General features: G+C 74.3%; 9 protein-coding genes. 3 read left to right on the forward strand and 6 right to left on the reverse strand.

Annotation, left to right across the window (positions count from 1 at the left end; translation table 11 throughout):
* Positions 1-196: 196 nt before the first annotated feature.
* Entirely contained in the window at positions 197-1,567 is a 1,371-nt protein-coding gene (locus tag ACQP04_RS16245; protein ID WP_433507865.1) for a lysine N(6)-hydroxylase/L-ornithine N(5)-oxygenase family protein, read from the forward strand.
* Here the strand turns inward: ACQP04_RS16245 and ACQP04_RS16250 are convergent.
* The 3 genes from ACQP04_RS16250 to ACQP04_RS16260 form a co-directional block, all read right to left on the reverse strand.
* Positions 1,564-2,559 carry an iron-siderophore ABC transporter substrate-binding protein gene (locus ACQP04_RS16250; RefSeq protein WP_433507866.1) on the reverse strand — a complete coding sequence of 332 codons (996 nt, stop codon included), beginning with the start codon at positions 2,557-2,559 and terminating at the stop codon, positions 1,564-1,566. The two genes, ACQP04_RS16245 and ACQP04_RS16250, sit on opposite strands and share 4 nt — an antisense overlap.
* Positions 2,560-2,688: 129 nt before the next feature.
* On the reverse strand, positions 2,689-4,440 hold the full coding sequence (locus tag ACQP04_RS16255; RefSeq protein ID WP_433507867.1) for an ABC transporter ATP-binding protein: 1,752 nt from the start codon (positions 4,438-4,440) through the stop codon (positions 2,689-2,691).
* Positions 4,437-6,119: an ABC transporter transmembrane domain-containing protein gene (locus ACQP04_RS16260; RefSeq protein ID WP_433507868.1), complete on the reverse strand. Its 1,683-nt coding sequence runs from the start codon at positions 6,117-6,119 to the stop codon at positions 4,437-4,439. The genes ACQP04_RS16255 and ACQP04_RS16260 overlap by 4 nt, the downstream gene beginning before the upstream one ends.
* Positions 6,120-6,440: 321 nt before the next feature.
* On the opposite strand from ACQP04_RS16260, the gene ACQP04_RS16265 reads away from it, so the two are divergent.
* Together ACQP04_RS16265 and ACQP04_RS16270 are read left to right on the forward strand one after the other, a co-directional pair.
* Entirely contained in the window at positions 6,441-7,043 is a 603-nt protein-coding gene (locus tag ACQP04_RS16265) for a cysteine hydrolase family protein (RefSeq protein ID WP_433507869.1), read from the forward strand.
* A gap of 133 nt (positions 7,044-7,176) precedes the next feature.
* A complete protein-coding gene (locus ACQP04_RS16270; RefSeq protein WP_433507870.1) occupies positions 7,177-8,226 on the forward strand; it encodes a M28 family peptidase in 1,050 nt (349 codons plus the stop codon).
* A 6-nt stretch (positions 8,227-8,232) separates the two neighbouring features.
* On the opposite strand, the gene ACQP04_RS16275 is transcribed toward ACQP04_RS16270, so the two are convergent.
* The 3 genes from ACQP04_RS16275 to ACQP04_RS16285 form a co-directional block, all read right to left on the reverse strand.
* Positions 8,233-9,651 carry a pyridoxal phosphate-dependent decarboxylase family protein gene (locus tag ACQP04_RS16275; RefSeq protein WP_433507871.1) on the reverse strand — a complete coding sequence of 473 codons (1,419 nt, stop codon included), beginning with the start codon at positions 9,649-9,651 and terminating at the stop codon, positions 8,233-8,235.
* 46 nt (positions 9,652-9,697) lie between these two features.
* Positions 9,698-11,275, reverse strand: a complete 1,578-nt coding sequence (locus tag ACQP04_RS16280; protein ID WP_433507872.1) for a long-chain-fatty-acid--CoA ligase — start codon at positions 11,273-11,275, stop codon at positions 9,698-9,700.
* 106 nt (positions 11,276-11,381) lie between these two features.
* A complete protein-coding gene (locus ACQP04_RS16285; RefSeq protein ID WP_433507873.1) occupies positions 11,382-12,920 on the reverse strand; it encodes an acyl-CoA synthetase in 1,539 nt (512 codons plus the stop codon).
* Between the last annotated feature and the right edge of the window lie 116 nt (positions 12,921-13,036).

A 13,036-nucleotide genomic window follows, 5' to 3' on the forward strand; every position in this document is an offset into this window, starting at 1 on the left:
CTCGGACGGGCCGGTCCCCGAATTCCGTTGTCCACGGCCGGACGAGCGGTTTCCGGGTCGACGGGGACGGAGCGTGGCGACACGGGATCCGGGTCACCCACCCGGAGCCGTGAGTCCCGGAGGTCGGAAAGTTAGCCTGCCCTGAGTAAAGAGAGGCTTGCCGACTGTGCCTGACGCCGGGCACCGAGAGGACACGATGACCGTCGCGCCCACGAACACCCCCGACCACCCGCGCGCCGAGCGGGCGGCCGACGGCGTGGAGGTGGTCGACGTCCTCGGGATCGGGTTCGGGCCGTCCAACCTGGCGCTGGCGGTCGCGCTGGCCGAGCACAACGCCGCGGCGCCGCCGGACGAGCGCCTGAGCTACCGGTTCGTCGAGCGGCAGGAGCGGTTCGGCTGGCACCGCGGGATGCTCCTCGAGGACGCGACGATGCAGATCTCGTACCTCAAGGACCTGGTCACGCTGCGGAACCCGACCAGCCCGTTCACCTTCCTCACCTATCTGCACGACCGGGGCCGGCTCGTCGACTTCATCAACTACGGCAGCGCGTTCCCGACCCGGCTGGAGTTCCACGACTACCTGGAGTGGGCCGCCGCGCGGTTCGCCGGCGTGGTCGAGTACGGCGCCGAGGTCACGGAGGTCGTGCCGGTGGACGGCGACGGGACCGTCGAGCTCGCCGAGGTGGTCGGCTTCCGCTCCGACAGCGGGCCCGTGCGGATCCGGGCGCGCAACGTCGTGCTGGCCACCGGGCTCACGCCGAACGTCCCGCGCGGGGTCACGCTCGGCCCGCGGGTCTGGCACAACCGCGACCTGCTGCACCGGGCGCCGCAGCTGCGCACCGCCGCGCGCTGTGCGGTGGTGGGGGCCGGGCAGAGCGCCGCCGAGACCGTGGACTACCTGCACCGGGCCCACCCGGACGCCGAGGTGCACGCGGTGTTCGCCCGCTACGGCTACAGCCCGGCGGACGACAGCTCCTTCGCCAACCGGATCTTCGACCCGGCGGCGGTCGACGACTTCTACGCCGCGCCCGACCCCGTCAAGAAGATGATCATGGGCTACCACGCGAACACGAACTACTCCGTGGTCGACCCGGACCTGATCACCGAGCTGTACCGGCGGCACTACCACGAGCGGGTCGCCGGGCGGGAGCGGCTGCGCTTCCACAACGTGTCCCGGGTGGCCGACGTGGTCGACACCGGCGAGCGGGTCGAGCTGGCCGTGGAGTCGCTGATCGACGGGGCACGGGACGTACTGACCGCGGACGTCGTCGTCTACGCCACGGGGTACCGCCCCACGGACCCGCTGTGGCTTCTCGACCCCGCCCTCGCCGCCGCCTGCACCCGGGACGACGCCGGCCGCCCCGAGGTCCGCCGCGACTACCGGCTGACCACGGGCGCGACCCCGCAGGGCCGGCCCGTCGCCGTCGGGCTGTTCGTGCAGGGCGCGACCGAGCACACCCACGGCATCACCTCGACCCTGCTCTCCACGGTCGCGGTGCGGGCGGGGGAGATCGCGGCGGCACTGGCCGGCGCGACCACCCCCGCCCCAGCCCGGCTGCCGGTCTAGCCGAGGACCTCGGCCAGCTGCGGGGAGACCTCGTCCGCCGCGTACGGCAGGCTCAGCGGGCTGGAGTAGCCCAGGGCGCCGGCGAACGGGGTGGTGTAGCCGCCCATGTTCACGACCCGGCCCTGCTGCACGGCGTTCAGGTTCTGGAACACCGGGGAGTCGTACTGCTCCTGCGTGCGGCCCATCGACACGATCACGTCCTGGTCGAGGGGGCCGAGCGTCTCCGGGCTGAGCGTCTCCGTGGTGGCCGGGACGGTGAAGCCCAGCCCCGTGAACAGCTGGGCGCGCAGGTCGTCCGTCCCCAGCTTGTACGGGGTGCCGTCGACCATGAAGTCCATGGCCAGCGTCCTGCCGGCGAACGACGGCGCGGCGGCGTCCTTCAGCTTCTGCTCGGTCTCGGCGATCACCTGCTCGGCCCGGCCGGTGCGGCCGAGCGCCTGCCCGGTGATCCGGGTCTGCTCCTGCCAGGTGGCGGCGGCACCCTCACCGTCGGCCGTCGGCTGGGCGACGGTCGGGGCGATCGCCGACAGCCGCTCGTAGGTCGGCTGGTCGATGAACGAGTACACCCCGAGGATCAGGTCCGGCCGGAGGCTCGCGATCGTCTCGAGCGGCAGTTCGCTCGACGCCAGCGGCACCGGCCGGGCACCGTTCTTCGCCGCGGTGGCCCAGGGCCGGTTCTGCCAGTCGAAGCCGCCGAAGAACTCCCGCTCGGCCAGCGGCACCACGCCCAGGGCCAGCGCGAAGTCGCCCTCGTTGAAGCCGATGGTGACGACGCGCGTCGGCTCGGCCGGGATCGTCGTCTCGCCGTAGGCGTGCTTCAAGGTCACCGGGAAGGCGTTCTGCGCCGCGGCCGACGTCCCGGGCGCGCCCGACGAGGGAGCCTGCGCGGGGCTGGAACAGGCGGCGGCCACGAGGGCGGTCAGGGCGGCCGCGGCGAGCGCCCGCAGGGCGGTGCGCCCGGCGCGGCGGCCGGGGCGGGGGACGTGCGACATCAGGGTCCTTCCGACGACGATCACGATCCCGGTGAGGTTTGCCTAACCAACTGATCGTGTCAATTCGGACTGCCTGTCCGATTCGTGTCGCGCGGTGCCGCCCGTGCCGCCCGGGGTCGGTCCTGTCGATCAGTGCCGCTCCGCCCACGCCGCCCACAGCCGCGCGTACACGCCGTCCGCGGCGACGAGCGCCTCGTGGGTGCCCTGCTCGACGATCCGGCCGCCGTCGAGCACCACGACGTGGTCCGCCCCGGCCGCCTGGGTGAGCCGGTGGGCCACGGTGATCGCCGTGCGCCCGGCCAGCGCCCGCTCGGCCGCCGCCTCAAGGACCCGGGAGCCGGCGCTGCCCGCCTCGGCGGTGGCCTCGTCGAGGACGGCGACAGGCGGGTCGGCCAGCACGAGCCGGGCCAGCGCGAGCTGCTGGGCCTGCACGGCGGTGAGCGTGTGCGCCCCCGCCCCGACCACGGTGTCGAGACCGTCGGGAAGGGCTTGCGCCCAGGTCAGGGCGTCGACCGTGGCGAGCGCGGCGCGCAGCTCGGCGTCGGACGCGCCGGGCCGCGCGAGCCGCAGGTCCTCGGCCAGCGGCCCGGCGAACACGTGCACCTCCTGCGTGATCAGCGCGATCGTGCCCCGGACGCCGGCCGGGCCGAGCTCGGCGAGCGGCACGCCGCCGAGGTCGACCGCCCCGCGGGTCGGCTCGTGCACCCCCGCGAGGATCGACGCCAGCGTGGTCTTGCCCGCGCCCGACGCCCCGACCAGCGCGACCCGGGTCCCGGCCGGGACGTCGAGGTCCACGCCGTGCAGCACCGGGTGCCCCTCGACGTAGGCGTGCTCGAGCTCCTTGGCGCGCACGCCCCCGTCGACCGGGACGCCCGGCTGCTCGGGCTCGGTCTCCGGGTCCAGCGAGGCGACGCCGACGATCCGGGCCAGGCTCGCCGCCGCGGACTGGGCGACGTCGAGCAGGAAGAGCACCTGGTTGACCGGTCCGAACAGGTTGATGAAGTACAGCGCCGCCGCGCTCGCCGCACCGACCGTGGCCCCGCCCGAGCTCACCAGCAGGAAGCCGGCCCCGAGCACGCCCGCGACCCCGACGAACTCGGCGGCGTTGAGCCGGCCGAAGAACCGGGTCTGCAGCACGACCACCCGGCGGTTGAGCTCGACGACCTCGCCGGCGCGCTCGCGGATCCGCGCGGCCCGGCGGTCGTGCAGCCGGAAGGCGCGCACGGTCCCGATCCCGCCGACGGTGTCGAGCAGCTCCTGCTGCTGGGCGCCCCCGGCGATCCGCTCGGCCGCGTAGACCTTCTGCGAGCGGCCGAGGTACCAGCGCGCGGTCCACATCTGGATCGGCACGGCGAGCAGCGCGCCGACGAGGAAACGCCAGTCCAGCGCGGCCAGGCCCACGAGGGTGAGAAGGATGATCAGCGCCGCCCGCGCGAACTCGGGCACGGCCTCGCGGACCGCCTCGCCGACCGTCGTGACGTCCGTGGTGACCCGCGCGGTGAGGTCGCCGGAGCCGGCCTCCTCGAGCCGGCCGAGCGGCAGCTCCAGCGCGCGGGCCACGAACCGCTCGCGCAGCGTGGCCAGCATGGTCTCGCCGACCCGGGCGAGCAGCCGCAGGCCCAGCACGGCCAGCACGCCCTGGACGATCGCGACCACGACCAGCAGCAGCACCGGCGCGGTGAGCGCGGCCGGGTCGCCGCCGCCGACCACGAGGTCGACGATCCGGCCCAGCAGGGGAGCGGTCACCAGGCTCGCCGCCGCCCCGGCGACCAGCGCGAGCACGGCGGCGACCGCCCGTCCGCGGTGCGGCCGGGCCAGCTCGCCGATCGCGGCACGGACCGCGCCGCCGTCGGCGACGGGGAGCAGCCGGCGGCTACTCACGCGAGCACCAGGCCGCGGTAGGCGGGGTCGCCGGCCAGCAGGTCGGCGTGCGTGCCCTCGGCCCGTACCCGCCCCTCGTCGACGACGACGACGCGGTCGGCCACGGCGAGCAGCGTCGGACTCGTGGTGAGCAGCAGGGTGGTGCGGCCGGCCCGCAGCAGCCGCAGCCCCTCGGCGATCCGCGCCTCGGTGACCGTGTCGACCGCCGTGGTCGGGTCGTGCAGGACCAGCACCGGGGCGTCGGCAACCAGCGCCCGGGCCAGTGCGACCCGTTGGCGCTGCCCGCCGGACAACGACCTGCCCTGCTCGGTGACCGCGGTGTCCGCGCCCTCGGGCAGGCTCTCGACGACCTGGTCGGCACCCGCGGCGGCCAGTGCGGCCGCCGGGTCGCCGGGCCCGCCGGCCCGGACGTTGTCGGCGACGGTCCCGGCGAACAGCGCCGCCTCGTGCGCCGCGACCAGCACCGCCGCGCGGGCCTGCTCCGGCGGGTACGCGCCGAGCGGGACCCGGTCGAGCTCCACGCTGCCCTCCTCGGGATCGGCCTCGCGGGCCAGGGCGGCCAGCAGGGCGGTGGCGGCCGCCGGATCGGCGACGATCCCGACCAGCTCGCCGGCCGGGACGTCGAGGTCCAGCCCGGTCAGCGGCCCCGCGTGCAGGCCGCGCACGGTCAGTGCGCCGGGGGAGTCCTCGGGGACTGGGCGGTCGCCCGGCGCGACGGCCGGCGGCGCCGACAGCACGTCGGCGATCCGGTCCGAGGAGGCGCGCGCCTGCGCGAGCCGGGCGTTGATGAACCCGATCGTCTCCAGCGGGCCGACGAGGAACTGCGCGAGCCCGACGGCGGCGACCAGCCCGCCGACGCTGAGCTCGCCGGCCAGTGCGAGACGTCCCCCGACGAGCGCGACCAGGGCGAGGAACAGGCCGTTGAGCAGCAGGACCGCGCCCTGGAACCAGGCCTGCGAGCCGGTGGCCCGCAGGGTCGCGCGCAGGGCCGCCCGGCTGGTGCCGGTGTAGCGGTGCACCGCGGCCGGCCCGGCGCCGATGCCCTTGAGCACGCGAATGCCCGCCACGAGGTCCGCGGCGACGCCCGACGCCTGGGCGGCCCGCTCCTGCTCGGGCCCGCTCCGCTTCTCCAGCGGGCGGCCCAGCAGGTGCAGCAGCAGGAGCAGCGGCGGTGTGCCGAGCAGGATCAGCAGCCCGAGCGGGAGCGAGATCCGCAGCAGCGCGACGGCGGCGATCACGAGCGCGGTGCCCTGCGCCAGGAGCAGCGGCAGCCCGAACCCGAGCCCGGCGACCCGCTGGGTGTCCGAGGTGGCCACGCTCGCCAGCGCGCCCGGGAGCCGCCCGGATTCGGCGCCGCCGCGCGGGTCCAGCACCCGGCCGGCGATCCGCAGCCGCAACCGGCGGTCGGTGTGCCGCTCGGCGTGCCGCGCGCGGCGGGCGCCGAAGCGGTAGCAGTTCGACAGGAGGAGGAAGTCGAGGCCCAGCACGAGCAGCCACAGCAGCATCGCCCGCAGGTCCCCGGCGGCGACGCCCCGGTCGATCACGACGCCGACCAGGACCGGGACCAGCGCCTCGCCGGCCTGGTGCCCGCAGAGCAGCAGCACCGCGGCGAGCACGTGCCATCGTTCGGCCCGGATCGCTCCCCATCGGACGGACCGCCCGGTGATCTCCCCCGTCATGTGGGGAAGGCTAACCTCACCCACGGACACTCTCGGGGTGCCGGTGGAGATCGGCCCACGCGGCCAGCGGATCGGGCAGGGCGCGGCAGCCGGTCCGGGTGGAAGGGCCGGCGGGCGCGGTAGACCGCCGAGCCGATGCCGTACTCCGCAGGGTGGTCGTGCCGCCCCGAGGAAGCCGGACAGCACGGTGAAGGGACCGTGGGCGTCGGACCTGACCTTGATGATGATCATTGTCGTCGAGCACTGTCCGTTCGGGTCTTCTGCGGCCCCGTCCGCCGTGGGTAGCGTCGGTGCTCCTGCCCGTCGACGTGCGAGGAGACCATGTCCGACCTCACGACCCTGCGCGCGGTGAGCGGCCTCCCCGCCGACCCGCCCGCGCTGTCCGCGTCCACGCTCGTCCTGATCGACTGCCAGAACACCTACACGCGCGGCCTGATGGAGCTCGAGGGCGTGCAGGCGGCCCTCGACCAGGCCGAGGAGCTGCTCGACCGGGCCCGCGCCGCCGGCATCCCGATCGTCCACGTCCAGCACGACGCCGGCCCCGGCACGCCGTACAACGTGCGGGAGGAGATCGGCGCGATCGTCGACCGGGTCGCGCCGCGCTCCGGCGAGGCGACGGTGGTGAAGCACTACCCGAACTCCTTCACCGGTACAGAGCTGGACACGCTGCTCAAGCAGCACCCGGCCCGCCCGCTGCTGCTCGCGGGGTTCATGACGCACATGTGCGTGAACTCCACTGCCCGCGGCGCCTTCAGCCTGGGCTACGCGCCCACGGTGGTCGGCGGCGCCACCGCCACCCGCGCGCTCCCGGGGACCGGCGGGGGCCCGGAGGTGTCGGCCGCAGCGCTGCAGGCGGCGAGCCTCGCCGCGGTCGCCGACCTGTTCGGGGTGGTCGTGGCCGACCAGCGGGAGATCCCGGACTAGGACATCAGGTTCGCGGTCCTCAGCGGTCTCCCAGGATCGCGGGAAACGATCCCGGGGCCGGTGCCGAATGCGTGTACGCAGGCCGCTCCGGTCCCGGGCCGCGCCTGCCGCACGCCCTCGCCGAGGAGGTCGCATGACGCAGGCCCGATCCCGCACCCGGACGCGCCTGCGGTGGGCGCTGCCGGTCGTCGTCCTCGCCGTGCTGGCCGGGTGCACGGCCACGGGTCCGGCGCCGGGTCCGGCCGTGCCGGTCGTCGACGGGCAGCTGGCCCAGCAGCTCAAGGGTGCGGTGACCGACGCGGGAACCGTCGTGCACCTGCAGGAGCTCCAGGAGATCGCCGACCGGAACGGGGGCAACCGTGCCTCGCCCGGCCCCGGGTACGTGGCGAGCGTCGACTACGTCACCGGCGTCCTGCGCGACGCCGGGTACGACGTCGCGACGCCGGACTACCCGTTGTCGCGGCGGCGCGGCGGCGAGGACGGCCGGACCACGGCGCAGAACGTCGTCGCGCAGACGCGCACGGGCGATCCCGCCCACGTCGTGATGATCGGCGCGCACCTCGACTCGGTGAAGGAGGGGCCGGGCATCGTCGACGACGGGTCCGGGGTGGCGGCGCTGCTGGAGATCGCGACCCGGCTCGGCGCGTCGCCCGAGGTGCGCAACGTCGTCCGGTTCGGGTTCTGGGGCTCGGAGGAGACCGGCGCGCAGGGGTCGACGGGCTACGTGACGAACCTGTCCGACGAGGAGCGCGGGAAGATCATGCTGTACCTCAACGTGGACATGATCGCCTCGCCGAACGGTGGCTACTTCGTGCAGGGCGGGACGGGGGACGACGTCTCGAAGGCCGGCCCCCCGGGCTCGGCGGTCGTGGCCGACGTGCTCGCCGCCCAGCTGGGCAGCACGGGGGTGGAGGTCGAACGCATCACGTTCGTCGGCGACGACGAGACCCCCTTCGTCGCCGCCGGCATCCCCTCGGCGGGAGCGGAGAACGGCGACAGCAGGAGGAAGAGCGAGGAGCAGGCCCGGACCGACGGCGGGCAGGCCGACGAGGTCTACGACCCCTGCTACCACCAGGCCTGCGACCGGCTGGAGAACGTGAACCGGACGGTGCTGGACCGCTACCTGCACGCGCTCGCCGGCACCGTCGCCCACTTCGCGACGTCGCCGGAGACGATCTCCTGACCCGGGTCAGCGGGTCAGCTCGGCCCATAGCACGTCGAGGTGCTCCGGGCCCGTGCCCAGCGCGCCGATCGCCACGCGGATCGCGTAGCGCCCGTCGATCGTGGTGTGGGTGAGGAAGGCGCGCCCGCCGGCGTTGACGCGCTCGAGCAGGGCGCGTCCGGCGGCGTCGTCGGGCTCGCTGTCGGGCCCGAGGACGTGCAGGCAGACCAGGGCGAGCGAGGGCGGCGCGGCCAGCGAGAACCGCGGGTCCGCCTCGACCCGCGCGGCCAGGTCCTGCGCCAGCGCCACGTGCCCGCGGATCCCCTCCCGCAGCCCCTCGAGCCCGGTGCCCTGCACCACCGCCCAGAGCTTGAGCGCGCGGAAGCGGCGGCCGAGCGGCACCTGCCAGTCCCGGTAGTCGACGACCTCGCCGGAGTCGGTCGCGGCGTTGCGCAGGTACTCCGGCGTGATCGACAGCGCCGCCGGCAGGGCGGTGCCGTCGCGGACCCACAGGAACGACGCGTCGAACGCCGTGGCCAGCCACTTGTGCGCGTCCGTGCAGACCGAGTCGGCCAGCTCCGCGCCGTCGAGCACGTGCCGGAACTCCGGGCAGAGCGCGGCCACGCCCGCCCAGGCCGCGTCGACGTGCACCCACGCGCCGCCCGCGACCTCGCCGACCTCGCGGACGGGATCGATCGCCCCGGTGCCGGTGGTGCCGACGGTCGGGCACACCAGCACCGGCCGCAGCCCCGCCGCCCGGTCCTCGACGAGTATCGCGGCCAGCGCCTCGGCGGACATCGCGAGCGTGCCGGGGGAGAAGGGCACGGTGCGCAACGCGCGGGACCCCAGCCCGGCCACCCGCACCGCCTTGGCCAGCGACGAGTGCGTCTCCGCGGTGACGTAGACACGCTCGGTGCCGTCGACGCCCGTCTCCCGCCAGTCCGGCGAGGCCCGGTGCAGTGCGGCGAGCAGCGCCACCAGCGCGGCCGACGACGCCGAGTCCTGCAGCGACCCGCCCCCGCCCCCGGCGAAGGTGAACGCATCGCCGAGGCCGAGCGCGCGGGCGAACCCGTCGACGAGAACCTGCTCCACCTCGGTCCCGGCGGGCGAGGTGGACCAGAGCATCCCCTGCGCGCCGAGCCCGCCGGAGGCGAGGTCGCCGAGCAGCGACAGCAGCGAGGCCTGCGCGGGGAAGTAGCCGTAGAACCCGGGGTGCTGCCAGTGCAGCGACCCGGGGACCACGACGTCGTCGAGCAGGTCGGTCAGCGCGACGCCGAGGTCGTCGGCGGGCTTGTCGGGCAGGTCCACGGGCAGCGCCGCGCGGATCTCCCCGGGCCGCACCGCCGGCCGGACCGGCAGCTCCGCCAGCCCGGCGCGGTGCGCGGCCACCCAGTCGACCAGCGCGTGGCCGAGCCTGCGGAACTCCTCCGGATCGAGATCGGGCACCCCGGCAACCTAGGTCGTGAGCGGCGGGCGTCGCCACTCACGCGCCTCACACCGCCGGCTGGGAGACCAGCGAGCCCGCCTGGTTCTGCTCGCGCAGCGCGGTCTTGAGGACCTTGCCCGAGGGGTTGCGGGGCAGGGCCTCGACGATCGCGACCCGGCGCGGCCGCTTGTACCCGGCGAGGTGCTCCTTGCAGTAGGCCTCGATGGACTCCACGGTCGGCGGGTCGGTCGGGTCCGCGGGCACGACGACGGCCAGCGGCGTCTCGCCCCACTTCGGGTCCGGCACCCCGATCAGCGCGACGTCCCCGATGCCCGGGTGGCCGGCCAGCACGTTCTCCACCTCGGCGCAGTAGATGTTCTCGCCGCCGGAGATGATCATGTCCTTCTTGCGGTCGACCACGTAGTAGTAGCCGTCCTCGTCCTGGCGCACGAGGTCCCCGGAGTGGAACCAGCCGCCGCGGAAGGCCTCGGCGGTCTCCTGGGGCTTGTTCCAGTAGCCGCTCATCACCAGGGGGCCGCGGTAGACGATCTCGCCGATCTCGCCGGGCGCGACGTCGTTCATCTCGTCGTCCACGACCCGGACCTCGACGTTCGCCATCGGCGTCCCGACCGAGCCGATCTTGCGGATGGAGTCGGCGCCGCGCAGCAGCGTGGTGACCGGGCTGCACTCGGTCTGCCCGAAGGACGTGGTCACCTCGGCCTGGGGGAAGGTGTCGATCATCGTCTGGAGCAGGGTGGTGGACGCGGGCGCCGCGCCCCAGGAGATCCGGGTCAGCGCCGAGAGGTCGCGGTCGGCGATGCCCGGCACCGCGCAGATCGCCGCCCACTGGGCCGGCACGCAGAAGCAGGAGGTGACCTGCTCCCGCTCCAGGATGTCCAGCGTCTCGACCGGGTCGAAGTTGCCCGACTTCGGGATCACGACCGTGCCGCCCGCGGTGATCGCGATGTGCGAGCCCGCGACCCCGGCGATGTGGAACAGGGGCGCGGCGGACATCGACACCCCGTGCCGGCCGGTGCCGCCGAGGTGGGCGATGTTGGAGAACGAGTGCAGGTACAGGTTGCGGTGGCTGAGCATCGCGCCCTTGGGTCGCCCGGTGGTGCCGGACGTGTACATGATGAACGCGGTGTCGTCGTCCGAGTTCGGCAGCTCGACGTAGTCCGGCGACGCCGCGGCGAGCACGTCCTCCAGGTCCCCGCCGATCGTGATCACCTGGCGGACGTCGGGTGCCTTCTCCAGCGCCTTGTCCAGCGTGGGTGCCAGGCCCGCGTCGACGATCACCGAGACGGCCCCGGAGTCCGTGAGCGCATACGCCACCTCGTCCGCGACGAGGCGGAAGTTGATCGGCACGCAGATCGCGCCCGCGCGCAGCGGCGCGATGTAGGCCTCGAGCAGGTCGGCGCTGTTCAGGCCCAGCACGGCGACCCGGTCGCCGGGAGTCACCCCGCCGGCGGCGAGGGCGTTCGCGAGCCGGGTGATCCGGTCGTCCGACCGGGCGTAGGTCCGCCGGACACCGGCTCCGGCGTCCACGAACAGCACGGTCTCGGGGGTCACGCGCGCCCAGCGCGCGACGATGTCGCTGAAGCTCATGCCACGGCCGACGATGGCGCCTGACTGCGTCGTCATGCCGCACAGCCTGCCCAATTGAGCGAACGTTCGGCAAGGTCCGTTCGGGCCCGCCCGTGTCCGCCGGGGTCAGCGGCGTGGCCGCCCACCCCGGCGGGGGTGTGGATCAGCGCGGGTAGCGGTCCCGCAGTTCCTGCTTGACCAGCTTGCCGGTGGGGGTGCGGGGCAGGAAGTCGGTGAAGTCGACGCTGCGCGGCGCCTTGTAGTGCGCGATCCGCTCGCGGACGAAGGCGATCAGCTCGCGCTCCAGCTCCGGCCCGGCGTCGACCCCCGGCGCGGGCTGCACGATCGCCTTGACCGACTCGCCCATCTCCGGGTCCGGCACGCCGATCACCGCGACGTCGAGCACCGCGGGGTGCGTGACCAGCACGTCCTCGACCTCGCGCGGGTAGATGTTCACGCCACCCGAGATGATCATGAACGCCTTGCGGTCGGTGAGGAAGAGGTAGCCGTCCTCGTCGAGGTAGCCCAGGTCGCCCGTGGTCGTCCAGGTCGGGTGGTCCGGGTGGGTCGCGCCGGCCGTCTTCTCCGGGTCGTTGTGGTACTCGAACGGCCGCTCGTCCCGCTCGAAGTAGATGGTGCCGACCTCGTACGGCGCGAGGAGCTTGCCCTCGTCGTCGCAGATCCGCACCGTGCCGAGGCCGGCACGGCCGACGGTGCCCGGCCGCTCCAGCCACTCCGGCGAGCTCACGAACGTGATCCCGTTGGCCTCGGTGGCGGCGTAGTACTCGTGGAGCACCGGGCCCCACCAGTCGATCATCGCCTGCTTGACCTCGGGCGGGCACGGCGCCGCGGCGTGGATCGCGACCCGCAGCGACGCGTGGTCGTACTTGCGGCGGGTCTCCTCGGGCAGCTTGAGCATGCGGACGAACATCGTCGGCACCCACTGGCTGTGCGTGACCGAGAAGCGCTCGATCGCGGCCAGCGCGGCCTCCGGGTCGAACCGCTCCATCACGACGGCGGTGCCGCCGATCGCCTGGACCGTGGCGCAGAAGCGCAGCGGCGCGGCGTGGTACAGCGGCGCGGGGGAGAGGTAGACGGTTTCGGTGTCGAAGCCGTACATCGGGCCGAACAGGTCGATGTAGGTGTCGCCCGGCTCGTCGACCGAGGAGTCCGGCAGCGTCGGCTTGATGCCCTTCGGGCGGCCGGTGGTGCCGGAGGAGTAGAGCATGTCCGCGCCGCGGGGCTGCTCGGGCAGCGGCTCGGCCGACACGCCCTCCAGGGTCTCGTCGTAGTCCGCGTAGGCCTCCGAGCCGGGGATCGGGCCGCCGAAGGCCAGCCGGACGCCGACGGAGACCTGGTCGCCGATGGCGGCGGCGAGCCCGGCCACGCCGGCGGACACCAGCAGCGCCTTGGCGCCGCAGTCCGTGACGATGTAGGCCGCCTCGGGCGCGGACAGATGGTGGTTGACCATCGTGACGTAGAGGCCGGAGCGGCGGGCCGCCCAGTAGATCTCGAAGACCCGGGGCGTGTTCTCGGTGACGACGGCGATCACGTCGCCGCGGCGCAGGCCGGCCTCGTGCAGGTACCGGGCCAGGCGGGCGGAACCCTCCTCCAGTTGCCGGAAGGTCAGCGTCTCCCCGCTGCCCGCCATCACCACCGCGGGCTTGTCGGGGGTCGTGGCGGCGTGCGTGCCCGGGTACATGTCCGTCCTCTTCCTCGATCGACGTCCTGCTGTCGGAAGACCCGATCCTGGCAGACGATCGCCGGCGGCGGACGGAGGTGAGGCTCATCTCGCTCGGGGAGCGGGGCGCGGGCGGC

Origin of the sequence: Pseudonocardia halophobica (genome assembly GCF_050948485.1) — a bacterium.
Lineage (GTDB): Bacteria > Actinomycetota > Actinomycetes > Mycobacteriales > Pseudonocardiaceae > Pseudonocardia > Pseudonocardia halophobica.

Coding starts and splice junctions, on each gene's coding strand:
- ACQP04_RS16245 (WP_433507865.1), top strand. CDS start 197: ATGACCGTCGCGCCCACGAACACCCCCGACCACCCGCGCGCCGAGCGG.
- ACQP04_RS16250 (WP_433507866.1), bottom strand. CDS start 2,559: ATGTCGCACGTCCCCCGCCCCGGCCGCCGCGCCGGGCGCACCGCCCTG.
- ACQP04_RS16260 (WP_433507868.1), bottom strand. CDS start 6,119: ATGACGGGGGAGATCACCGGGCGGTCCGTCCGATGGGGAGCGATCCGG.
- ACQP04_RS16265 (WP_433507869.1), top strand. CDS start 6,441: ATGTCCGACCTCACGACCCTGCGCGCGGTGAGCGGCCTCCCCGCCGAC.
- ACQP04_RS16270 (WP_433507870.1), top strand. CDS start 7,177: ATGACGCAGGCCCGATCCCGCACCCGGACGCGCCTGCGGTGGGCGCTG.
- ACQP04_RS16280 (WP_433507872.1), bottom strand. CDS start 11,275: ATGACGACGCAGTCAGGCGCCATCGTCGGCCGTGGCATGAGCTTCAGC.
- ACQP04_RS16285 (WP_433507873.1), bottom strand. CDS start 12,920: ATGTACCCGGGCACGCACGCCGCCACGACCCCCGACAAGCCCGCGGTG.